Origin of the sequence: Chryseobacterium sp. ZHDP1 (assembly GCF_018603435.1) — a bacterium.
Lineage (GTDB): Bacteria > Bacteroidota > Bacteroidia > Flavobacteriales > Weeksellaceae > Chryseobacterium > Chryseobacterium indicum.
Window position 1 is genome coordinate 434,685 of the sequence record NZ_CP075682.1, and the last position, 23,573, is coordinate 458,257.

General features: G+C 36.2%; 17 protein-coding genes. 9 read left to right on the forward strand and 8 right to left on the reverse strand.

Annotated features, from left to right (window positions below):
- Nucleotides 1–2: 2 nt before the first annotated feature.
- Together KKI44_RS01940 and KKI44_RS01945 are read right to left on the reverse strand one after the other, a co-directional pair.
- The gene (locus KKI44_RS01940) at nucleotides 3–308 is read right to left on the reverse strand and encodes a thioredoxin family protein (RefSeq protein ID WP_087709873.1); all 306 of its coding nucleotides are present in this window, start codon (nucleotides 306–308) and stop codon (nucleotides 3–5) included.
- 116 nt (nucleotides 309–424) lie between these two features.
- Nucleotides 425–1,057, reverse strand: coding sequence for a peroxiredoxin (locus KKI44_RS01945; RefSeq protein WP_076390398.1), 633 nt, complete (start codon nucleotides 1,055–1,057; stop codon nucleotides 425–427).
- A 229-nt stretch (nucleotides 1,058–1,286) separates the two neighbouring features.
- Here KKI44_RS01945 and KKI44_RS01950 point away from each other — a divergent pair, with 229 nt between their 5' ends.
- Nucleotides 1,287–2,096, forward strand: a complete 810-nt coding sequence (locus KKI44_RS01950; RefSeq protein ID WP_214589604.1) for a GLPGLI family protein — start codon at nucleotides 1,287–1,289, stop codon at nucleotides 2,094–2,096.
- A gap of 31 nt (nucleotides 2,097–2,127) precedes the next feature.
- Here KKI44_RS01950 and KKI44_RS01955 read toward each other — a convergent pair whose 3' ends face one another.
- On the reverse strand, nucleotides 2,128–5,067 hold the full coding sequence (locus KKI44_RS01955; RefSeq protein WP_214589605.1) for a M16 family metallopeptidase: 2,940 nt from the start codon (nucleotides 5,065–5,067) through the stop codon (nucleotides 2,128–2,130).
- A 55-nt stretch (nucleotides 5,068–5,122) separates the two neighbouring features.
- A complete protein-coding gene (locus KKI44_RS01960; RefSeq protein ID WP_214589606.1) occupies nucleotides 5,123–6,316 on the reverse strand; it encodes a pyridoxal phosphate-dependent aminotransferase in 1,194 nt (397 codons plus the stop codon).
- Nucleotides 6,317–6,670: 354 nt separating this feature from the next.
- On the opposite strand from KKI44_RS01960, the gene rsmG reads away from it, so the two are divergent.
- From rsmG to KKI44_RS01980, 4 genes are read left to right on the forward strand one after another with little or no spacing between them, the layout of a single operon-like run.
- A complete protein-coding gene (rsmG, locus tag KKI44_RS01965; protein ID WP_214589607.1) occupies nucleotides 6,671–7,306 on the forward strand; it encodes a 16S rRNA (guanine(527)-N(7))-methyltransferase RsmG in 636 nt (211 codons plus the stop codon).
- 59 nt (nucleotides 7,307–7,365) lie between these two features.
- Nucleotides 7,366–7,773 carry a hypothetical protein gene (locus KKI44_RS01970; protein ID WP_214589608.1) on the forward strand — a complete coding sequence of 136 codons (408 nt, stop codon included), beginning with the start codon at nucleotides 7,366–7,368 and terminating at the stop codon, nucleotides 7,771–7,773.
- Between the two features lie 6 nt (nucleotides 7,774–7,779).
- The gene (locus KKI44_RS01975; protein ID WP_214589609.1) at nucleotides 7,780–8,316 is read left to right on the forward strand and encodes a DUF922 domain-containing protein; all 537 of its coding nucleotides are present in this window, start codon (nucleotides 7,780–7,782) and stop codon (nucleotides 8,314–8,316) included.
- Entirely contained in the window at nucleotides 8,313–11,006 is a 2,694-nt protein-coding gene (locus KKI44_RS01980; protein ID WP_214589610.1) for a PD-(D/E)XK nuclease family protein, read from the forward strand. Before KKI44_RS01975 ends, KKI44_RS01980 begins: the two co-directional genes overlap by 4 nt.
- Before the next feature lie 54 nt (nucleotides 11,007–11,060).
- Here KKI44_RS01980 and KKI44_RS01985 read toward each other — a convergent pair whose 3' ends face one another.
- The 4 genes from KKI44_RS01985 to KKI44_RS02000 form a co-directional block, all read right to left on the reverse strand.
- Nucleotides 11,061–13,007, reverse strand: coding sequence for a T9SS type A sorting domain-containing protein (locus tag KKI44_RS01985; protein ID WP_214589611.1), 1,947 nt, complete (start codon nucleotides 13,005–13,007; stop codon nucleotides 11,061–11,063).
- Between the two features lie 163 nt (nucleotides 13,008–13,170).
- On the reverse strand, nucleotides 13,171–14,349 hold the full coding sequence (locus tag KKI44_RS01990) for an acyl-CoA dehydrogenase family protein (protein ID WP_087709898.1): 1,179 nt from the start codon (nucleotides 14,347–14,349) through the stop codon (nucleotides 13,171–13,173).
- A gap of 120 nt (nucleotides 14,350–14,469) precedes the next feature.
- Nucleotides 14,470–15,258, reverse strand: coding sequence for an NUDIX hydrolase (locus KKI44_RS01995; RefSeq protein ID WP_185204411.1), 789 nt, complete (start codon nucleotides 15,256–15,258; stop codon nucleotides 14,470–14,472).
- Between the two features lie 16 nt (nucleotides 15,259–15,274).
- On the reverse strand, nucleotides 15,275–16,468 hold the full coding sequence (locus tag KKI44_RS02000; protein WP_250902140.1) for an MFS transporter: 1,194 nt from the start codon (nucleotides 16,466–16,468) through the stop codon (nucleotides 15,275–15,277).
- A 177-nt stretch (nucleotides 16,469–16,645) separates the two neighbouring features.
- Here KKI44_RS02000 and KKI44_RS02005 point away from each other — a divergent pair, with 177 nt between their 5' ends.
- From KKI44_RS02005 to KKI44_RS02020, 4 genes are read left to right on the forward strand one after another with little or no spacing between them, the layout of a single operon-like run.
- On the forward strand, nucleotides 16,646–19,546 hold the full coding sequence (locus KKI44_RS02005) for a SusC/RagA family TonB-linked outer membrane protein (RefSeq protein ID WP_214589612.1): 2,901 nt from the start codon (nucleotides 16,646–16,648) through the stop codon (nucleotides 19,544–19,546).
- Nucleotides 19,547–19,556: 10 nt separating this feature from the next.
- Nucleotides 19,557–21,101, forward strand: a complete 1,545-nt coding sequence (locus KKI44_RS02010) for a RagB/SusD family nutrient uptake outer membrane protein (RefSeq protein WP_214589613.1) — start codon at nucleotides 19,557–19,559, stop codon at nucleotides 21,099–21,101.
- 18 nt (nucleotides 21,102–21,119) lie between these two features.
- Entirely contained in the window at nucleotides 21,120–21,974 is an 855-nt protein-coding gene (locus KKI44_RS02015) for a hypothetical protein (RefSeq protein ID WP_214589614.1), read from the forward strand.
- A 21-nt stretch (nucleotides 21,975–21,995) separates the two neighbouring features.
- Nucleotides 21,996–23,468: a glycoside hydrolase family 30 protein gene (locus KKI44_RS02020; RefSeq protein ID WP_214589615.1), complete on the forward strand. Its 1,473-nt coding sequence runs from the start codon at nucleotides 21,996–21,998 to the stop codon at nucleotides 23,466–23,468.
- Nucleotides 23,469–23,573: the final 105 nt, after the last annotated feature.

Below are 23,573 nucleotides of genomic sequence, written 5' to 3' on the forward strand. Positions count from 1 at the left end.
GATTACAATTCGTTGAATAAATTAATTAAACTTTCTGCCTGATTAGACTGTACCTGATTCACCAACTCACCATTTCTGAAGATTGCAAAAGTCGGAAGATTATCCACTGTTGCCAATTTTCTGCTTTCCGGTAATTTTTCTGCATCTACATAAAGAAAAGGAATATTTTCGTTCTCTGATGCCAGTTTTTTGAATTTTGGCTTCATGATTCTGCAGTTTCCGCACCATGTTGCACCATATTGTACTACAACCTTTTCATTTTCGCTTACAATATTCTGAAGCGTATCTTCTGTTAATTCTGTATACATAATTTTAATTTGACAATTTATTAATTGAAAATGTTTAAAATAGAAAATGAGATAATTCTTAAATAATCAATGTGATCAATTTTCAAATTATCTCATTCTCAAATTAGCACATTATCTTAGTTTTTCGCTAAATACTCTGCCGTAGAAGTTCTGTCTGCTTTCATTGCTTCTTTTCCTTCTTCCCAGTTTGCAGGGCAAACTTCACCGTGCTTCTGTACGTGCGTATAAGCATCGATTAATCTTAAATATTCTTTTACGTTTCTGCCAAGAGGCATATCGTTTACAGACTCGTGGAAAATTTTTCCGGTCTCGTCGATAAGGTAAGTTGCTCTGTAAGTAACATTAGAACCTGTGAAAACTTCTTCACCTTCGTCATTGTATTCGAAATCCTGATCTACAATTCCTAGAATATTCGCCAACTGTCTGTGAGTATCAGCTAAAAGCGGGTAAGTAACGCCTTCAATACCACCATTGTCTTTTGAAACATTTAACCATGCGAAGTGTACTTCGTTGGTATCGCAAGAAGCACCGATTACTTTAGTGTTTCTTTTTTCAAATTCTGGTAAAGCTTCCTGAAAAGCATGAAGTTCAGTCGGGCAAACAAAAGTAAAATCTTTCGGGTACCAGAATAAAAGAACTTTTTGTTGGTTTTCTGTAGCTTCCTGGAAGATGTTGATTCTAAGATCATCACCCATTTCAGACATTGCATCTACTGTTACATTCGGGAATTTTTTTCCTACTAAAGACATAATTTTCCTGTTTTTTATTTTAAATTTTCTGGTGCAAATATAGAAATATTTCGTCTATCGAACAATTTGATTTCGATAAATAAAATCTATAATTATTTTTGATCTGATAGAAATAAAAAAGCCTTTGAATAGGATGTTTTTTATGATTTAGCCATATTTCCTGATAGATGAAATTTTAATAAATCTTAATTTAGCTGTAAATTTAAATACCATGATTTTAAAATTATTCATGAAAAAAGTATTCCTTATTTTGGGATGCATACTTTCAGCAATGATGCTGTCTCAAAAAATGACCTTTGTTTATGATCTTAAATTTAAGCCTAATCCCAATAAACCCGACCTTACTACCGAAACTTATTACTTGGATGTTTTTGAAAAGGAATCTGCTTTTCGTTGTGAGCGCGAAAGAGTTTCCGATTCCATGATCCAAAGAAAGGGACTTGGTTTAGGCAGAAGTCCGGTTTTTAATTCTCAGATTTATGTTGTAAAAAATCTTGAGACAGCAAATGTTCAAAAGGTTATTTTCATGAGCTTTTTTAATGACAAATATTTCATAAATATAGATGAAAATCTGAACTGGAAAATCTTATCCGACAAAAAGAAAATAGAGGATTTTGAATGCCAGAAAGCAACGGTAGAGTACGGCGGAAGAAGCTGGATCGCATGGTTTACGCAAAGTATTCCTATTCCTGAAGGTCCGTATATTTTTAATGGTCTTCCCGGAATTATTGTCAACATTTCGGACGATCAGGAAAACTATAGTTTTAATTTAATAAAGATTAAAAAACTGGAAAAGGATAATCTGTTTTTCTCAAAGAAAGGAACGACGATAAGTTGGGGAGATTTTCAGAAAATTCAATCCGATTATTATGCAGATCCTTTTGCAGAACTGAAAGCCAGAAACATAAAAATACAGTCCGGAGATGAAAAAGGAAATCTTATCCCAACCGATCTTAATAAGATGACAAAACAGCTTAAAAAGCAAATAAAGGAAAATAATAACCCCATAGAACTGAATCGCAGGATTGATTATCAATAAAAAAGCCCTGAATTTCAGGGCTTTTTCATTATTAATAACCAAAAATCTCAGTCAAATTCAGTTTCTTCACTTCACCAAGTTTCTGCATATCAGCTTCACTTACTTTATCCTGCGAAGCAACGAGACAGTAGGTGTAGCTTTTACCTTTCATTTCCTTATCGTGGAAACTATTGATGTCTGCAAATGTCAGGTTTGGAGCCTGCTCGTAAGTATTTTTTCTGATATCTGTATTATTTCCAAGCTTTTGGGCTCTCAGATACGTAAAGATAATTCCGTCCTGTGTAATTCTTTCGGAGGCAATGGTTTTCTTCAGTCCGCTTTTTGCAGTTTCAAATAACTGATCAGATTTCGGAAGTGTTGTCAGAAGCTCATTCATGGCTGTGGTAGATTCATTGAATTTATCTGCCTGAGTTCCCACATAAGCCATAATCATATCTTTATCCTCTTTTTTGCCCGGAAGCGCGAAGTAAGAGTAGGTAGAATAAGCCAAAGCTTTAGATTCCCTGATCGTCTGGAAAACCACAGAACCCATTCCGCCGCCGAAATAGTTATTGAACAAATTTACAGTCGGAGTAATGCTTACATTGTAAGGATCACTGTTTCTTACCCAGAAAATTTCTGCCTGTACCATATCGTAATGGGCAAACAATACTTTATTTTTATCCGTAGGAATCTGGGTAAATGTTTTAGACTTCGGCATCTCTTTCAGCGAAACCGGAACTTTATGGATCTGCGTTAAAGAAGAAGCAACTTCGTTGGCTGATTTCGGACCGCAATGAAGGATTTTATGCTTAAAGTTAAATAAATCATGCAATACATTCACTAAATCTTCTGCTTTTAAGGCATCCAGTTCGGCATCGCTCAATACATTATTGAATGGATTTTGCGGACCATACTGTGCATAGCTTCTCAATCCGCTCATGATAGAACCTTTATTCTGTTTCGCATTGGCTCTTGATTTTTTCAGTCTTACTTTGTAAGAATCCAAAGCTTTCTGATCTGCCACACAGTTTTTAATTAAATCTTCGAACAGAGCCGCAGTTTTATCGAAATTTTCATTCAGACCTTCCAGTGTAACGTAGGTTTCTTCATTTCCTGCGCTTACATTGAAGCTTGAAGCCAGTTTGTAAAATTCCTTACTTATGTCTTCCGAAGATTTATTTTTTGTCCCTAAATATTGCAGATATTCCGCTGCCAAAGGAAGAATTTTGTTATTCCATTTTCCGGCATCGAAATAATAGTATAATCTGAAAAGATCATTATCTGTATTTTTTACAGAAAGTACATCCACCGATTTTACTTTGCTTTTGGCAATATCTTTTTCAAAATTCAGCCATACCGGAGAAATCGGAGCTTCAGGCATTTCATCGATCTTTTTCAGGAACGGCGACTGGTCTTCTCTGTTTACGGAAACCGGAGTAATTGTAGGTTTGTCTACTTTTACGATATTTTTGTCTTCTCCTTTTCTTTTGTAAACCGCAATGTAATTGTTGTCTTTAAGATATTTAGATGCGAAATCCATAATATCTTTTTTCGTCAGTTTAGAAATTTCTTCAATATACTGAAGCTGGGTTTTATGGTCGACTTCGGAAGTGAATTCATCCATCAAGGATTCCGCTCTGGAAGTGTATTTTTCATACTTCTGGATCACATTTTTCTTCTCATTATTCACGATCGACTGGATCAGGTCATCGGAAAATTCTCCTTTTCTTAGCTTGTCGATTTCCTGAAGCAGTAAATTCTTCACATCATCCAAAGACTGTCCTTCTGTAGGATTACCCTGTAACAAAAGCGCTGAATAATCTTTCAGAACGTACGGAAAAGCATAAGCGCTCAGTAATTTCTGCTTTTTAACAAGATCAAGATCAATTAATCCCGCCTGTCCGTTGGTAAGCATACTTCCGATAAAATTCAGCATTCTAGCATCCTTTGTCGTAGCACCCGGAAAACGGAATCCAATCATGATGTTTTCAGGATTTGGGCCGTAAACTTCCCGGGTAATCGGAGCCATAATCGGACTTTCCTGCCCCGGATTGTAAGCCGGAACCGGTTTGTTTTTCATGTAAGAAAAAGCTTTGTCGATCTTGGCAATCATTTCATCCGGATTAAAATCTCCCGACATAATGATCCCCATATTATTCGGAACGTAATAATTGTTGTAATATTCCCTGATCGCCTTTAAAGAAGGATTTTTCAGGTGTTCAATCGTTCCGATGGTCGTTTGCTTTCCGTAATTGTTATTCGGGAACATTGCGGCAAACATAGATTCCAGAACCTTTCTTCCGTCATTATCCAGACCTCTGTTTTTTTCTTCATAAACCGCTTCTAACTCTGTATGGAAAAGTCTTAAAATCGGCTGTCTGAAACGTTCTGCCTGTAATGCTAAAAATTTATCCGTTACATTCGCAGGAATATCTTCTGTGTAAACTGTCTGTTCGTACGAAGTAAAAGCGTTGGTTCCGTCTGCGCCCATTCCCGACATCATTTTGTCGTATTCGTTCGCAATAGCATATTTTGCTGCTTCTCCCGAAACTTTATCGATTTCTTTATAAATTTCCTTTCTCTTTGCTTCGTCCGTTGTCGAATTATATTTCTCGTAAAGAGCATCAATCTGGTCAAGAAGCGGCTTTTCTTTTGCCCAGTCTTTTGATCCGAATTGATCTGTTCCTTTGAAAAGCATATGCTCCAGATAATGCGCTAAACCGGTATGATCTGCCGGATCCGTTTTGCTTCCTGCTTTCGTTGCAATAAAAGTCTGGATTCTTGGGTCTTTTTTCGTTGGGCTCAGAATAACGGTTAATCCGTTTTTCAGCGTATAATATCTTGCTGAAGTAGGGTCGTTGGTTACATATTTATAGGTGTAGCCATTCGACTGTGCTTCTTTCCACTGGAAATCCTGTCCGTAAGCGTATCCGCAGTAACTTGCTGCTGCAATACTGGTTACAATGGTGATTCTTTTTAAAAAATTCATGTTAATTGATGTTGGAATATGTTTGATTATTATTTAAAAAATATTTAAATCACTATTAGTTAAATTTATCCAGTAAATCTTTAATTCTTCTCATGGCTTCTTTTAGATCTTCCTCCGAAGCCGCATAAGAAAATCTGATGCATTCAGGACTTCCGAAAGAAACTCCGCCAACGCATCCTACATGAGCATTTTCAAGAAGGAACATCGCAAAATCATCAGAATCTTTAATTTCTGTTCCGTCTAGCGTTTTTCCGATGTAATGCGATACATCAGGGAAGAAATAAAACGCAGCTTTAGGCAAAACTACTTTAAAACCTGGGATTTCTTTAATTAAATCATAAACAAGATCCCTTCTTTTTTTGAAAGCATCAATCATATATTTATACTCCGAAGGATCGGTCTGTAAAGCGGTGATAGACGCTCTCTGAGCCATGGTATTTGCTCCGCTCGTCATTTGTCCCTGGATTTTTTCACACGCTTTAGCCAGCCATTCCGGACACGCAGAATATCCGATTCTCCATCCTGTCATCGCGAACGCTTTAGACATTCCGTTAATAACGGCAGTCTGTTCGTAAACCTCTGGAAACTGAGCAATCGAAGTTGTTTTCGTTTCGTAGTTGATGAATTCGTAGATTTCGTCTGAAATTACCGTTACGTGAGGATATTTGGCAATCACTTTTGCCAGAGATTTCAGTTCATCATACGTGTAATATCCGCCTGAAGGGTTGCACGGTGAGCTGAACAGGACAGCCTTCGTTTTATCTGTAATGGCTTCTTCAAGCTGTTCTGCTGTAATTTTAAAATCTGTTACATACGAAGTCGGAAGCATCACGGAAACTCCGCCCATCATTTTTACCATTTCATCATAGCTTACCCAATACGGATTCGGAAGAATTACTTCATCTCCATCGTTAAGAAGAGCAGCCAGAACGTTTAAAATCGCCTGTTTTGCACCGTTGGAAACGCAGATCTGCGTTGGTTTATATGCTAAATTATTATCTCGTTTTAATTTGTGAGCAATCGCTTCACGAAGTTCTAAAAATCCGGGAACAGGAGAGTAGTGACTGTAATTTTGGTTAATGGCATCGAAAGCAGCCTGTTTGATATTGTCCGGAACATCAAAATCGGGTTCCCCTAAAGTAAGGCTTATAACATCTATTCCGCTGGCTTTCATTTCTCTAGCCTTATTCGACATAACAAAAGTTTGTGAGTAACCAAGTCTCTGTACTCTATCTGAAAGTTTCTCCATGTAATTATTTCTATTTTAACAAATATAATAAAAAGTATTTCTTCAGAAATTAAAATACAGCCGGAGTCAGCTTTTTTGTCTGCGTTAGCGTTTTATTACTTATTCAACTAATTGTTTAAAGTTTAAAGTAAAAATAGTTTTGCTCCTTCATGAACAGAATCTGTGTAGAAATAAGAATCAATCAGTCATCCATCAATCCCGGAAAACCGGATGAGAAAATTTCAAAATTACAGAAAAGAACCAACAATTATATCGAAAAAGAAGAGTAAAGAAATTTGAGAAAGATAAATCTTGGTTTTGATAATTTGAATAAAGCTGATAAAAAACTTATTTTTGCTTTTTATAATAATTTACATGTCTACAACGTTACTACTAAAATACTTTCCGGATCTTACAGAGACACAGATCGATCAGTTCAATAAACTGGAAGTTTTATACCACGAATGGAACGAAAAAATCAATGTGATCTCAAGAAAAGATATGGAATCTCTGTACGAAAAGCATATTTTACATTCTTTGGGAATTGCAAAAGTGATGGAATTTGCTCCCGGAACAAAAGTTTTGGACATCGGAACTGGCGGTGGTTTTCCCGGAATTCCTCTGGCGATTTTGTTTCCCGAAACCCAGTTTACTTTAATTGATTCTATCGGAAAGAAAATAACGGTGGTAAATGCTGTTGCAGAAGGAGTCGGATTAAAAAACGTAACCGCAATCCACGGAAGAGCTGAAAAATTAAAGGAAAAATTCCATTTTGTAGTAAGCCGTGCCGTAACACAGATGCCTGAATTTTTAAGATGGCTGAAAGGTAAATTCGAGAAAGAACAGTTTAATACAAAGCATAATGGCGTTCTGTATCTGAAAGGAGGGGATCTTGCTGAAGAGCTTGCCGGACTGAAATGTGAAATTTTCAGCCTGAAAAGTTATTTTGACGAAGAATTTTATGATACAAAAAAAGTAGTGTATCTTTCTAAAGGTAATTTTAATTCTTAATTTTACATTATTAAGGAATAAATTCTGATATTTTTAATAATAATCTAAATTTTGTAACTATGAAAAAGTTTCTCCATTTTGGGTTTTCTGCATTAGTTTTAGGATTATTTTTTACATCTTGTAACAATGACGATGACTATAATACCATAGAATCTGTTGACAAAATTAAAATTGACAGTGTAAGGATTGTTAATGATACGATGGATGTTTTTTCGGTTCAGAGTATTAAAACTTATTCTACTTATCCGTCTCATTGTCAGGGTTTTTATGGGTATGATTATATTCATAATGATAATTTAACCCGAACTGTTACGGCATACAAATATATTACGAACGGACCGTGTACGGAAAAAACGTACACTTCTGCCAATCAGATCAATTTCAGTCCGCAACAGATTGGGAAATATACTTTTAAATTCTGGAATGGCGGAAACAACTGGATCACCAAAACGATAGTAGTTCAATAAAAATAAATGAAAGGAGTTTTTACAGCTTGTTTTCTGATTTCCAATATTGTATTCGGTCAGAAAATTAAGTGGGAAGAGGGAAAAAAATTGAATTGGAGCAATTTTAAAAGCCAAGTTAACAATCAGCGTGGAGACAATGTCGTGGCGTATACCAACTGTGGTTGGACGTATTCCTACGTAAAATCTTCAAATCCGAAAGCTCCGGTAAAAATCACTATTCAGACGATTTTTAACGAATACCAATCGTGGAAAGACGTTAAAAGAATCAATGATTATGTGCTGCTTCATGAGCAGAAACATTTTGATGTTGCTGAAGTTTTTGCCCGAAAACTCAGAAAAGAAGTTTCGGAAAAGATTAAAAACGGAGCCGATTTCGACAGGTATTTTAAAACCATTTACAATACGATCCTTAAAGAATATCAGGATTTTCAGAAAACTTATGACGGCGAAACAAGGAACGGAATGGTAGAGGAAAAACAGGCAGAATACAACCGTATTATTGCGGAACAACTGGAAAATTATAAAAACTATAAAACCTCTTGAAATTCCTCAATAAAATCATCAGTGAATTATTAACCCAGAATTCCGATTTATCTGAATTTAACATCGTTCTGCCCGGAAAACGTCCCATTGTTTTCATCAGACGAATTCTTGAGGAAAATAATTACTCCGGATTTCTGCCGAATTTTTTTACGATTGAGGAACTGATTGATAAAATTGCCGACAAACAGCAGATTCAGGGAATTGCACTCTGGCTTTTCGCTTTTGATGTTTATAAAAGTCTGAACCTGATTCCCAATGACGATTTTGCAGAATTTCTGAAATGGTTTCCCACGTTGCAGAAAGACTGGGACGATATCCTGAAATTCTCAGAAAGCGATGAAGCCGTTTTACAGTATATGTTTGATGAAGAGCGGATTAAAGAATGGGCACAGGATTTGGGAGAAGACGATGAAGGACCGCGAAAAAAATTCCTTAATTTCTGGAAAAACATGAATGTCTTTCTTCCCGTTCTCAAGAAAAAACTGAAGGAGAAAAACTGGGCAACTTCCGGGATGATCAACGAAACGGCAAAAGCAAAAATTGATGAATTTGCCGAAAATACCAGTGAAAAATTCGTATTCTGCGGCTTCAATGCCTTTACTCCGGCGGAAGAAAAGCTCGTAAGAAGTCTTCTGCAATGGGATAAAGGACAGTGTTTTTTTCAAGCAGATCATTATTATTTTGATGATGAAAGACAGGAAGCCGGAAAGTTTTTAAGAAACCATAAAACGTGGAAAGAATTTGATGATCACCGCCTTTTTCAATGGATTGAAGACGATTTTAATCAGCCTAAAAACATAAAAGTTTATGAAGTTTCGGGAAATATTACCCAGACGAAAATTTTACCGGAAATCTTCAAAGAAATAGAAAATAAGACATACTCCGATACTGCGGTCGTTTTGCTGGATGAAAACCTGCTTCCTGCAAGTCTGGATGTAATGCACGGCGTTCCCAATCTGAATATAACGATGGGTTTTCCTCTGAAAAACCTTTCCTTTTCGAATGCCGTAAAACAGCTTTTCTATCTTCAGAAACAACTTGAGAAAAACAAATCGTCGTATTATTACCGCGATATTTTCCCGATTCTGGAAGAGCTGCCGAAATCTGCCGAAGATGAATTGGTAATCAATAATTTTAAAGCGAAAATTGAAGAACGCAATATCGTTTACATTTCCAAAAAGCTTTTTCATGAATTGTTGCATGAACTTTCGTACTATAATTTACTGAAGAAAGCGGATTCTACAACTGTTTATTTAGATTCTTTAATTGAATTCTGCAAGCAGATCAAATGGCTGGAAATTGATGATATTCAGTATGAAAACGTTTCCCATTTCGAAAATGCTTTCAGAATTATCAAAAACCAGTTGTCTCCTTACCAGTTTGAAATTAAAATGGAAACGCTGGAAATTCTGATTAATCAGCATATTAATTCAGAAAGTATTGATTTTCAAGGGGAACCTTTGAGAGGTTTGCAGATTATGGGACTTCTGGAAACCCGTCTCCTGAATTTCGAAAACGTGATTATGCTTTCTGTAAACGAAGGGAAATTACCGCTCGGAAATTCACAGAATACGTATATTCCTTTTGATATCAGAAGATTTTTTGATCTTCATACTTTTTTGGAAAATGACAGTATTTATGCCTATCATTTTTACCGGTTGATTCAGGATTCCAAAAATGTTCATTTGCTCTTTAATGCTTTAAGTTCGGGAGTGAATACGGGAGAAAAAAGCCGTTTCATCACCCAGATCGAAATGGAAAGTTCTCACAATATCGAACATCTGATTATTGAAAATTCTTCTGAGCCGATTATTACACAGCCGATCGAAATTTCAAAAACTGAAATTGTTCTTCAGCGGCTTGAAAAATGGAAGGAAAAAGTTTCTGCATCCCACCTTACAAGTTATCTGTACAATCCGATTGATTTTTACCTTTCCAAGATTTTAAAGACCTCGGAAAGTGATGAAATTGAAGAAGAACTGTCGGTAAAAAATTACGGTAATCTGGTGCATTATACCCTTCAAGAAATTTATGAAGTATTAAAAGGTAAGATATTAAAAGAAAACGATTTAAAAGAATCAGTTAAAGCAATAGATCAATACATCGAAGTGGCTATTGAAAAGCTGAAACATCAGCCTGAGTTTTATGAAAAAGGTATGAATTTCATTCATAAAGCCATTGCTAAAAAAGTCATTGAAAATATTTTAAATCATGATCTTGAGCTGGTAAAAAGCGGAAATGTACTGGAAATTTTAGACATTGAAAAACGTTTTGAAAATGTAGATTTTTATCTTGATGAAAAAGACAAAGTTTCCTTCTTCGGTTTCATCGACAGAATCGACCGACTGAACGGAACGTTGAGAATTATCGATTATAAAACGGCAAAAATTAAAAATCTTATCGTAAAAATTGATGAATCCAATGTAGACGAATATTTCCGTAACAGCGACCGAAAACAGGCTTTGCAGTTATGTATTTATCAGTATGTTGTGCAGAATCTTCCCGAGTTTTGGGGACTTCCGATTGAGACGGGAATCTGGAGTTTTGCGGAAGCTAAAAAAGGCGTGGTTTCTCTGCAATTTGAAAAAGGAGATATTGATGATGCCATGAAATCCATTAAAAGCCTGATTGAAGAAATTCTGAATCCGGATCTTGCATTCATCGAAAACATAAAACCTTATTCTGTATAAAAAGAGTGCATCTGAAACGGATGCACTCTTTGAAGGATTGTATGAAGAAAATTACTATAATTTCACTTTTTTATTGAAGGTTTTTCCGTCATTCTGAATTACCTGAACCACATAAACTCCCGTTTTGATGGTATTTGATTCGAATTGAGAACTGTTTACTTCCTGATTCTGGATCAAATCTCCTGAAATACTGTAAATACTGATGTTTTTAATACCGCTTTTAGCTTTTACAATAATCTGATTATTTTGAGCAATAACCGAAACAGTATCCTCCGTTTTCAGTTCACTGATTTGTTTTTTAAACTGTAAATTATAGAAACGGGTGGTAATTTCAAAAGTAAGATTTTGAGAATCAATAGTATTGAGATTGATCCCGCCATCTTTAATATACTGTTCCTGAGAAACCGACTTGATAAGATTTTTATTGTCATCAAAAATATTGACTGCTAAAAGTTCTTCCTGATTGATTTTTAAATTCAGAATATTATTGATCTCAGATTTTACAATATCCTTTTCTTCTACCATTTCCGGACTATTTTTAATGTACGGAATGAGTTTTTCCGAATTGTTTTCAGAGACTTTTAATAAATAGACTCCATCTTGTAAGGATGCTAAATTATTGTTGCTCACAGCTTTTCGTTCAGCTTTCTCTTTGTTGAAATCTGTGATTTCAAGAAGTTCCATATTCTGAAGATCTGGTTTTATCTGTGATTTATAAATGGAACTGATCCCGGATTGACTATTTTGAGACTGTTTAGAAGTCAGCATCGCCCATTCATTTAAAAGCCCGCCGCTTCTTAAAGTATTAAATTTAGCATTGGAAGCCAGAATAAAAGGTACTATTCCTCCGATATGTCCTAAAGGTCCCCAGTAAAATGCCTCAAGTTTATATTTATTCAGATCCCACCACGAATAGTAACCTCTCTGAACGTCAATGGTTTTAGAAGTATTTTCCGGATGAATGGCAAGGTCAACCGTAGAATGTCCTAAAGTCATAGGTGTTTTGTTATACCAGTCGTACACATCGTTTGATTTCAGGCATTGTCTCAATTTGTTATTCTGATTATTCGTGACATCATTTACAAAATTATTGGTAAAAAGTGTTCTCCATACCAAAGGTCCCCAAAGCAAACCTCCGTTATCCTGAACAACATGATAATTGTAGCGATCCAGATATTCTGAAGAGATTACTTCCGAAATACTGCTGTTGTACATTTGGTAACCTGTTTTATTACAGGTATTAACAACATTGGCGATAAAAGAAGTAAAAGGGTAAACATCTTTTTCCAGAACCCCTTTCTGTAAAGTAACGCCCGAAAAATCATACGGTCCGTCTCCCATATAAGCATATTTGAAATTCAGATTGTTGGGATTCGAAATGCTCAATTTCTTTAATGTGGACATTGCTGCATGAGCGCCCTGCGAATAACCTGTTAAAAAATACTCGTCGTAGCGTTTCACATTTTGCTGGGCAAGAACTTTGTTGGCTGCCGTTACAAAATCAATGGTCGCAGAAGCTTCGGTAGGATAGTGTACATACGGATGAACTCCGTCTCCGCTTCCCATCCCTACATAATCGGGAGCCATTAAAATATAGCCGTTGAGAACATAAGAAAGCTCCACTACAAATCCTGCATACAGAACCCCTTTAAGATTAGAAGGTACATTTTGGCGGCTGTCGGTAGTTCCGTGATCCGAAACTACAGTAGAAAGCTTGTAATTCGCTTTCGGGTACATCAGAAGTCCCGTTGCTTTTACAAGATTATTTTTCTCATTTTTTGTATAATACGTTATTTTATAGGCTTTTAAACCTACATTAAAACTGTTGAGATAATTTATAAAATCAGGAGAATTCTGTTCACCAAGATTGTTTGAAATAAAGCCTGCCACCGCCTGTGGCGTAAGATCCAGTTTTTGTTCAACACTGAAAACGTCTCCGGCTTGTTGTGCAAAATAAAAGGAAGCTGTAAGTCCCAGAAAAAGAGTAATTGATTTTTTCATTATTGTCAATTTTTATTGATGTTTAAATTAAAATTTTAAAATAAAACAGCGGTAATTTTATCATATCAATAATTATTCAGCGAATATCAATTTTTTTTAAAAAGAAAAAAGTCTGACCAGAAACTGATCAGACTGTGTATTATTTATTACAAAATTTTCTCTCTTAGAAGGCGTTAATTCCTGTAATATCAAGACCTGTAATCAATAAATGAACGTCGTGCGTTCCTTCATAAGTAATTACAGATTCAAGGTTGGCTGCGTGGCGCATCATCGGGAATTCACCCATAATTCCCATACCTCCAAGAATCTGGCGGGATTCTCTGGCAATATCAATCGCCATTTTTACATTATTTCTTTTAGCCATGGAAATTTGCGCAGGAGTTGCTTTATGATCGTTTTTAAGATTTCCTAGCTGTAGGCAAAGTAGTTGAGCTTTAGTGATTTCAGTTAAAAATTCAGCTAATTTTTTCTGCTGCAACTGATAAGATCCGATAGGTTTTCCAAACTGTTTTCTTTCTTTAGAATACTGAACCGCAGTACAGTAGCAATCAATAGCCGCTCCGATAACACCCCATGAAATACCATATCTTGCTGAATTTAAACAAGATAAAGGTCCTTTTAGTCCTGTTACTCCGGGAAGAAGATTTTCTTTCGGAACTTTTACATCATTAAAAACCAGTTCTCCTGTTTTTGAAGCTCTTAAGCTCCATTTATTGTGAGTTTCAGGTGTTGTAAAACCTTCCATTCCTCTTTCAACAATCAGTCCCTGAACTTTTCCTTCTTCATTTTTCGCCCAGACTACGGCAATATCGCAAAGAGGAGAGTTGGTGATCCACATTTTAGCCCCATTCAGAAGATAATGATCTCCCATGTCTTTAAAATGCGTTTCCATAGAACCCGGATCAGAACCGTGGTTTGGCTCCGTTAAACCGAAAGAACCGATCATTTCTCCGGCAGCTAGTTTGGGTAAGTATTTTCTTTTCTGTTCTTCCGAACCAAATTCATTAATAGGGAACATTACCAGAGAACTCTGCACAGAGGCAGCAGAACGTACTGCAGAATCACCTCTTTCAAGCTCCTGCATAATCAGACCGTAAGAAATCTGATCCAGTCCGGAACCGCCGTATTCAACCGGAATATAAGGTCCTAAAGCTCCGATTTGTCCCAATTCCTTCATTAAATTCGGGATGTCGGTGTGGTTTTGGGCAGCATGATCAATCTGCGGCATCACAAAACTTTCTACCCAGTCTCTTACAGACTGTCGGATAAGTTTATGTTCTTCAGTAAGTAAAGCATCGATCCCATAATAATCGGGAATGCTCGTAAGGGAATAATATGACATTATATTTTAATTTTCCTAAAAATAAGACTTTTCACTATTTCAGAGAAATTTTTTTTAAATGACTTTTATCTGCTGATTTTTAGATATTTAAAATGAATTTTAAATACAAAACATCAAAAATTAATTTTCCTCTTCGTTGGAAATAGGGTACTGATTTGTCGGATTGTAGATTCTGGTTTTAAACTTGTACAAATACGGAGCTTTATTGGCAGAACCGTCATACAGTTTTTCCAGTCGGTCTAAAATATTAAGACTTAAAATTTTACGCTGAAAGTTATTTCTTCTGAATTTTTCGCCCAAAATTGTTTCATACAGACATTGCAGATCTTTCATGGTGAATTTTTCGGGAAGAAGATTACTCGCCGCTACTTCGGTATTGATGTTCATTCTCAGATATTCCAGTCCGGTTTCGATAATTCTGTCGTGGTCAAATGCCATTTTGGGCAGTTTATCTACCTCAAACCATTCGCAGCTTTCGTTGAAGGCATCCGGAAAGGTATTTGCCATCGAAAAATCAATCAAACTGCAGTATCCTACCGTAATGAAACGCTGGAAGATCCAGTGATCTTTAGGCACTTCAACGCCTTTGTTTTTAAGTAAAATCTGGTGAACATTATTTTCTGTCCTGTCGATTCTTCCAAAAGTATGAAACTGTTTCAGGAAGATATTCTGGAGATGCGTTCTTTCATACAGAACACGTTCCGCCGCTTCGCGAAGATCTTCATCATTAAAAACAAAACCTCCGGGAAGAGACCACAAATCCAGATCGTGGTATTTTAAGAGTAAAACTTTCAGGATGTTGTTATGAAAACCAAATATGGTGCAGTCTACAGACACGTGTGCTACAAAGTCTTTTGTATCAATAAGTTCCTGAAGGGTTTCCTTACTCTTTTCGTTCTTGATTTTCATGGGAGTAAAAATAAAATTATTTTCTAAATTTTGTATCTGCAAATCTAAAATAAATTAAACTAATTGTAAACAGCAGAATAACAGCAGATAAAATATAAACGGAGTAGTAGTTTAGGAGCTGATTTTCGAATAAAACCGACATGATGATCGAACTTACAGAGCTTCCCAACGAAGAAAAAATAACAATTAGTGAGGTGAATAGGTTAGCCTTGGACTTATCTATTGTAGCGATCATTTTAGAATTGATTACCGGGTAAAGCGGAGATAAAAACAATCCTATAACAGGAAAAAGAAACAGCAGAATTTTAGAATCGTCCCAACCGGAAAACTGGATTCCGATGATGATTAAAAGAACTGTAGCAATAGATGCTATACACAAAATATAATATTTGGAAAGTGAAAATCTCTGGATTACATTTGCTGTAATCGTTCTTCCTGCATAAGAGAAAAGGGCTAAAAACGATGAAGCCTGAAGTGCAAAAAAAGAATTTACTTTTAAATGATTTTTGTAAAAAGACGGCAGCCAGGAATTAAAACTCTGTTCTAAAAAAACAATAGAAAAAATTACCGCTAAAAATATAATAATTAAAGGGTTGATGATTTCTGCAACTTCTTTGAAAATATTTTCACTCTTCATTTTTTCAGGTTCCGAAACAGGAAGTTTTGAAAATAAAAAAATTGTTATTGCCGATAATACAGAGATTGATAGAAATCCGAATTTCCAGAATTCTGAAAACCGGCTTGAAATAATCCATCCAAAACCTATATTCACCACGAAAACACCGATCATGAAAGATGCTTCTACGCTGTTCATGGTTTTTGCTAAAGATTTTTCGTCTGAAATATTGTTCCGGATAATTCCGAATACACAGATTTTCCCGATCGCAAAACAAGCTCCGATAATGGCAAACCATAATTTATAAAACCAGAATACTTCCACGAAAGGCAAAATAAGAGAACATATCCCAACAATTGTTAAAGCTGAAATCAGGGATTTTTTTGTTCCGGTTTTGCTGATGAAATTAACGGCAAAAAGTGAAATAAAGGCAATCGGAAGATCTTTAAAAGACTCTAAAAAACCAAGCTTATCATAAGTAATTTTTGCCTCCGAAAGCTGAAGAATTACAATGCCCATGCAGTTTAGCACCATAGAGAAAATTAGAAAAGTCAGTTTAAGCGGAAGCGATATTTTCGAGAGCTTGGTCGTCATTTTGGGGATTGATTTTATCTGTTTTTTTGAAATTTTTACTGTTTCTGAAGAAAAATTTATGCCTTCAAATGCCCAAAAATACAGGAAATATTAAAATAGTTATTAATAAAATGTTAAATAATTAAAAAAAAATATATTTTTATTGTCTCAATTTGAGAATTAAAAAACTAACTGTATATGAATGTAAGAATATCTAGAAGTTTAGGCATGGTTGCGGTGCTGTATTTCACTGCAAATTTCAGTGCCCAAAACACAAAGAACGACACCCTTCCAAAAGAACAGAAAATTGAGGAAGTAGTCATGATTGGTTATGGTACTCAGAAGAAGAGTAACGTTACGGGAGCCATCTCGAGTATCAAAGCAAGCGACATTGAGGCAATCCCAGCCGGAAAACCGGAGCAGGTTCTACAAGGAAGAGCAGCAGGGGTAAATGTAATTTCTAACTCCGGTCAACCGGGATCCAGTGCAACAATTAGAGTAAGAGGGGTTACCAGTTATTCCTCTAATAATGATCCGCTTTGGGTTGTCGACGGGATTGTTGTCGACGGAATCGGATGGCTAAACCAGTCCGACATTGAAAGTATTGAAGTATTGAAAGATGGAGCTTCTTCTGCAATTTACGGAGTTTCTGCTGCAAGAGGGGTAATTCTGGTTTCTACTAAAAAAGGTAAAAGAGGAAGACTGAATCTTACTTATAATGGTTTCTACGGTATAAGTAACGCTGCAAGAAAATTAGATCTTCTGGACGCTACACAATATGCTACAATTATTAATGAAGGTTTTGCCAATGACGGAAAACAGGTCAGATTTCAGAATCCTTCGGCATTTGGAAAAGGGACAGACTGGCAGGATCAGATTTTCAGTACAGGCGAGAGACAAAATCATGAGGTAAGTGTTCAGGGAGGAAACGATAAGTCTTTATTCTACGGATCTTTTGGATATTATGATCAGTCTGGTATTGTAATGAGTGATATATCTTACTACAAAAGATTAACAGCCAGAATTAATTCTAGTCATAAAGTTACAGACTGGCTTACTTTAGGACAGACATTTGGATATACACATCAGAAAAGCCAGGGGATTAACTCTAATGGTGAGTTCGGCGGGCCTTTAAGTTCAGCAGTAAATCTTGATCCTATTACTCCTGTTGTTGTTAATAATTTTTCTATGGTAGATCCGGCGATGTATACAAATCCGTACATTGTAAGAGATGAAAACGGTAATCCTTACGGAATTTCACCCTATGTAAATCAGGAGATGTCTAACCCGAAAGCTTTCAGATACACTCAACTTGGAAACTTTAATTGGTCAGACGATTTTATTGCAAATGTTTATGCTGAAGTTAGATTTTTAGATCATTTCACATTTAAATCATCTTTAAACGGTAAAAAAGCTTATTGGGGAAGCCAGAGTTTTACTCCGTTATTCTATTTGAGTCCTACTTACAGTAATCTGGTAAATAACAGCTTAAGTCGCACTTCACAGAATAAATTTGAATGGAGTTTAGAAAACACATTAAACTATCAAAATAAATTCGGAAAGCATAATATTAATGTTTTATTGGGAACGGGATATTATGATTATAATATTGGAAACGGGCAGACAATTACCCATACAAATCTTCCAATAAGCAGCTATCAGGACGCTTCATTTAACTTTGCTTTACCTTCAGAAAACAGAACTTCAAATGCATGGGACAATGTAGAATGGAATAAAGCTTCTTATTTTGGACGTCTTATTTATGATTATGATAATAGATATTTGTTAACGGGGACATTACGTTATGATGGCTCTTCACTTTTTGGTGGTAATCATCATTGGGGTCTTTTCCCGTCTTTCTCTTTAGGATGGAATGTTAATAATGAAAGTTTTTGGCCTCAGAATAATGTTATTAACAGCTTGAAGTTTCGTGGAGGGTTTGGTACTTTAGGAAATGATGGAATTCCGCCATTTATGTTTTCAAGCTTCTTAGTATCAGGATTTAATTATACTAATGGAAATAATACAGTATTGACAGGATATGCTCCTGGAGGATTAGCAAATGAAAACTTGAAGTGGGAAACCACAAGACAAGTAAACGTTGCTGCTGATTTTAAAATATTTAATAACTTTAATTTATCCGTAGATTTTTATAAGAAAAAGACAGTTGATATATTACGTCCAATTCATATACCCGGTTACGTAGGTGTTTCAGGATCATATATAGCAAATGTTGGTGACATGGAAAACAGAGGAGTGGAAGTAGAACTAGGATATAAGAAAAACTGGAATGATTTTACATTTTCATTAAATACAAACTTTGCATATAATGAAAATGAAGTTCTTACATTAGAAGCAGGAACTAAATATCTAGACGAAAGCGGCTTCCAATCGATGGGTCCTGTACAAAGAACAATTGTAGGTAAACCTTATAAATCTTTCTACGGTTTCCAAACCTTGGGAGTATTTCAAAATCAGGCGCAGATTAACTCCTATGTAAATTCAAACGGACAAATGCTTCAGGCGAATGCAAAACCGGGAGATTTTATCTGGCAGGATGCTAATGGAGACGGGGTAATTGATGATAATGATAAGGTGTATTTAGGAAGCTCAATACCTAAATTTAATTTTGGAGCTACATTGAATCTTAGCTATAAAAATTGGGATTTAATGGTATTTGGACAGGGAGCTGCAGGACATAAAATATTTCAGGGACTAAGAAGACTTGATATGCTGGATGCCAATTATCAGACAAAAATTTTAGACAGATGGACAGGTGAAGGATCTACAAACGTAAATCCAAGAGTTACAAGAGATGATCCTAACAAAAACTATTCAAGAATGTCTAACTGGTATCTACAGAAAGGAGATTACTTCCGTATTAAGCTTGTACAGGTGGGATATACCTTGCCTACAGATTTAACTCAAAAATTTGGAGTTAGTAAACTAAGACTTTATGTAACAGGTGAAAATCTTTTCACTTTTACAAAATATACAGGGTATGATCCAGAGATCGCAGCAGGAGATTCTTTCGGAATTGACAGAGCATTTTATCCGCAGGCAAGAACATTTATGTTTGGTGCTAATGTAACTTTCTAAAAAAAATATAATGAAAAATAAATTCTTAAAAATAACTGTTGCGGCTTCTTTACTTTTAAGTTTGTCTGCAATGAATATATCTTGTACGGATGCTGATCTTGAAGAAAAGACAAATCCGGGTACATTTTTATCTGAAAACTTTTTCAGAAATGAGCAGGAATGTTTTTTCGCCCTTGTAGGTACGTATGATCCTTTGCGCAAATATGCAGGAGGTTTTGAAAATCTGGTAACTTTCTATAACGCAGCTTCTGATGATTTTTACGCAGGAGGAGGGAGTGCAACAGACGGAGCCGGAATTCAGGGGGCATCAAATTTTCAGATTAATCCGAATACAATGCCTGCAAGTTATTGGAGTGATTACTATCAGGGAATTGCAAGAGCAAATACACTGATTCTGAGAGCTCCGAATGCAGTAATGAATGAGACTACAAAGAGCAGATTTATTGCAGAAGCAAAAGCTCTTCGTGCGTTATACTATTTTGATCTGGTACGTATTTTCAGAAATATACCTTTAATTCTAAAACCATTTACAGCATCAGATGATCTTTTCAATGTTCCGCAGGTAGCTCCGTCTGCCGTTTATGCTCAAATAGAAACAGATTTGCTTGAAGCAATTCCAAATCTGCCAATGACGGTTTCAGGAGATCAGAAAGGACGTTTAACTCAAGGTGCTGCAAAAGCATTATTGGGTAAGGTTTATCTTTACGAAAATAAAAAAAATGAAGCAGCAGCACAGTTTGCTGATGTTAACGGAACACCAGGCGGAACCAGCCAGTACGGATATAAATTAGTAGCGAATTATGCGGATCTATTTAAGTCTGCGCCGATAACTGAAGCTAATGATCCTTATAAATTCAGTACAGAATCCATCATCGAAGTAATGCATACCAATAAAGCAAATTCAGATTGGAGTTTTTGGGGGCAGGGAAAAGATGAAGGAAACTCTATTTGCATTATGACAGCACCGAGATCTTATAACAAAAAGTCGGCGGATGCTCCTGATATTGTTTCTGGATGGGCATTCAATGTCATAACAACAGATCTTTACAACTTTATGCAGACAGATCCTAGAAGAGATGCTACAATACTGAATATGAACTTGCTGAAGCAACAGAGTAAAGCTGATTATTCTCCTGCATATATGGATACAGGATATTTCTTTAATAAGTTTATGCCTACAAAAGATAAAGTTACAAATCTACCGGGTGCTTCAGAATTAAATTACAGACAGAATTATATTCTAATAAGACTTGCAGATACCTATCTAATGGAAGCAGAAGCACTTAACGGTACAGGTTCAAGAGCTCAGGCTTTACTGGATGCTGTAAGAGCAAGAGTTGGGTTAGCTCCGGTACCAGTGAGTTTACAGGCTATTAAAGATGAAAGGAGAAGGGAATTAGCAGGAGAAGGACATCGGTTTTTTGATCTTGTAAGATGGGGAGAAGCTTCTACAAAATTGGCTTCCAAAGGTTTTGTTGCAGGTAAAAACGAAATCATGCCTATACCTCTTACAGAGCTTACAGGAACTATTTTGAAACAAAATCCTGGATATTAATTAAATACAATTAAAAACATGATAACTAAATATATAAATAAAAGTATTTTATTGGCATCATCAGTTTTTTTCTTGGCAAACTGTACGCCAGATAGTGTTGATGGTGATGGAAATGGTATTTCTCAGGGAGCTTTAGACGCTTCTTTTAAAGTAACCAAAACATCGGAGAATCACTATTTACTGAAAAGAAATTACAATAATTATATTAATTCAAGCTGGAATATAGATGATGACGGCTATAATAATGGCAAAGGTGAACAGAATCTTTTCCTTCCGGATGCGGGAACTTATGTGATTCAGCATCAGGCGGTAGGTATTGGTGGAGTTGTCGGAGGAACTGCCAGTGAAACAATTGTTGTCCCTACTTCAGATCCGATTTCCGGAAATATGATTCAGGGAGGAAGATTCGATACACCTGATGAAGTTGCAAAATGGTCTGTTCACAAAATCAGCGCTTCAGGGGCTCAATGGGTTTTTGCTAACGGTAAAGCCACCATTGTTGCAAGTGGAAGCAGTCAGCAGGGTATTTATCAGGCTGTAAATGTTGTGGCAGGACAGAAATATTCCATCGATATGGTAGCTTCCTCTGATACACCTTTAGTGAATACATGGTTCGAGGTTTATGTTCTAAATACGGCTCCGGTGACGGGACAGGATGTAGGGGGAACAGTTTACAGAAACATCAACACTTGGGATGGTTGTGGAACAAGCAAATTCAAAGGAAAAGTTTCGTCTGTCGGATGCAACGGATCGAAGAATGGCGGAATTTATACAGCTACAACAACAGGAACCGTTTATTTGGAAATTAAATGTGGAGGAGGCACTGTAAATAGCCTTAGTATTGATAAAGTTGAATTCCGTAGAACTCAATAATCTTCACACAATTAAATTGATATGAAATCACAATATTCATATAGTTTCGTACTTAGAAGTGCTGCACTTTGCGGTGTAGCGCTTCTTTCTTTTTTAAACTGCAGCAGTACCTCTTCGGATTTATCCAATAATACAGATAATTCCGGAAACAGCGGTAACGGAGGAAATACTTCCGGAGATCCGGTACAGGTGTGGTTAACGAAAGGAGATCAGACAGTGAAACTACAACAGCAGGGAACCTCTTATTTTTCAGGAGCTTCAGCAGCCGGAACTACCATTGAAGTAGATGGCTCACAAACGTTTCAGACAATAGATGGATTCGGATATACACTTACAGGAGGAAGCGTACAGGTAATCAATCAGCTGAGTGCGACAAAAAAGCAGGAATTGTTAAATGATCTGTTCAGTGCTTCCGGAATTGGAGTAAGTTATTTAAGAATCAGTATTGGTGCTTCGGATCTCAACAGCGAAGTTTTTTCGTATGACGATATGCCGACCGGACAGACTGATCCTACATTGGCTCAATTCAGCTTAACCAAAGATCAGGCTTTGATCCAGATGCTAAAAGATATTCTGATCATTAATCCGAATATCAAAATTTTAGCAACACCATGGTCGCCACCCGTTTGGATGAAAGACAACGGAAATACGATGGGAGGAAGTCTGAAACCAGAATATTATGGGGTTTATGCTCAGTATTTTGTAAAATATATTCAGGCAATGCAGGCACAAGGAATTAAAATTGATGCCATCACACCACAAAACGAACCTTTACATCCGGGAAATAATCCAAGCATGTATATGTCGGCAGGAGATCAGGCAGCTTTTATTAAAAATAATTTAGGTCCTGCTTTTCAGACTGCAAATATTAATACAAAGATCATTGCTTATGATCACAATTGCGACAATCCGACATATCCTTTAGCTGTTTTAAATGATACAGCGGCAAATCCTTATGTAGACGGATCGGCTTTCCATTTGTATGCAGGAGATATTTCAGCTTTGGGAACAGTACATAATCTATTCCCCAATAAAAACGTCTATTTTACAGAACAGTGGACGAGTTCTACCGGTGCTTTTTCAGGAGATCTGGACTGGCACATGAAAAACGTTATCATAGGTTCCATGAGAAACTGGAGCAAAAATGCTTTGGAATGGAATGTAGCCAATGATGCTTCATTCGGACCTCACACTCCGGGAGGATGTACCCAATGTAAAGGAGCAATTACGATAAACGGAAGTGCAGGCTACGAAAAAAATGTAGCATACTACATTATTGCGCACGCTTCAAAATTTGTTCCGGCAAACTCTCAGAGAATTGCTTCTACACAGTCAGATAACCTTTCCACGGTAGCTTTTAAAACTCCGGCAGGAAAGACAGTCTTAATTGTGCAGAACAGCAATTCATCAGATAAGGCATTTAACATAAAATATAATCAGAAAACAGCTTCGGTAAGTATGCCGGGAATTTCAACAGCAACTTATATTTTTTAAGACAAATATTTCTGTCGAAAATTGCTAATCATTAAAAACTTTTTGTTCTTTGTTAAGTAAAAATTTATCATGAACTTCAGGTTAAAATCATACAAAAGGACAGAT

Coding starts and splice junctions, on each gene's coding strand:
- KKI44_RS01940 (WP_087709873.1), bottom strand. CDS start 308: ATGTATACAGAATTAACAGAAGATACGCTTCAGAATATTGTAAGCGAA.
- KKI44_RS01945 (WP_076390398.1), bottom strand. CDS start 1,057: ATGTCTTTAGTAGGAAAAAAATTCCCGAATGTAACAGTAGATGCAATG.
- KKI44_RS01950 (WP_214589604.1), top strand. CDS start 1,287: ATGAAAAAAGTATTCCTTATTTTGGGATGCATACTTTCAGCAATGATG.
- KKI44_RS01955 (WP_214589605.1), bottom strand. CDS start 5,067: ATGAATTTTTTAAAAAGAATCACCATTGTAACCAGTATTGCAGCAGCA.
- KKI44_RS01960 (WP_214589606.1), bottom strand. CDS start 6,316: ATGGAGAAACTTTCAGATAGAGTACAGAGACTTGGTTACTCACAAACT.
- rsmG (WP_214589607.1), top strand. CDS start 6,671: ATGTCTACAACGTTACTACTAAAATACTTTCCGGATCTTACAGAGACA.
- KKI44_RS01970 (WP_214589608.1), top strand. CDS start 7,366: ATGAAAAAGTTTCTCCATTTTGGGTTTTCTGCATTAGTTTTAGGATTA.
- KKI44_RS01975 (WP_214589609.1), top strand. CDS start 7,780: ATGAAAGGAGTTTTTACAGCTTGTTTTCTGATTTCCAATATTGTATTC.
- KKI44_RS01985 (WP_214589611.1), bottom strand. CDS start 13,007: ATGAAAAAATCAATTACTCTTTTTCTGGGACTTACAGCTTCCTTTTAT.
- KKI44_RS01990 (WP_087709898.1), bottom strand. CDS start 14,349: ATGTCATATTATTCCCTTACGAGCATTCCCGATTATTATGGGATCGAT.
- KKI44_RS01995 (WP_185204411.1), bottom strand. CDS start 15,258: ATGAAAATCAAGAACGAAAAGAGTAAGGAAACCCTTCAGGAACTTATT.
- KKI44_RS02000 (WP_250902140.1), bottom strand. CDS start 16,468: ATGACGACCAAGCTCTCGAAAATATCGCTTCCGCTTAAACTGACTTTT.
- KKI44_RS02005 (WP_214589612.1), top strand. CDS start 16,646: ATGAATGTAAGAATATCTAGAAGTTTAGGCATGGTTGCGGTGCTGTAT.
- KKI44_RS02010 (WP_214589613.1), top strand. CDS start 19,557: ATGAAAAATAAATTCTTAAAAATAACTGTTGCGGCTTCTTTACTTTTA.
- KKI44_RS02015 (WP_214589614.1), top strand. CDS start 21,120: ATGATAACTAAATATATAAATAAAAGTATTTTATTGGCATCATCAGTT.
- KKI44_RS02020 (WP_214589615.1), top strand. CDS start 21,996: ATGAAATCACAATATTCATATAGTTTCGTACTTAGAAGTGCTGCACTT.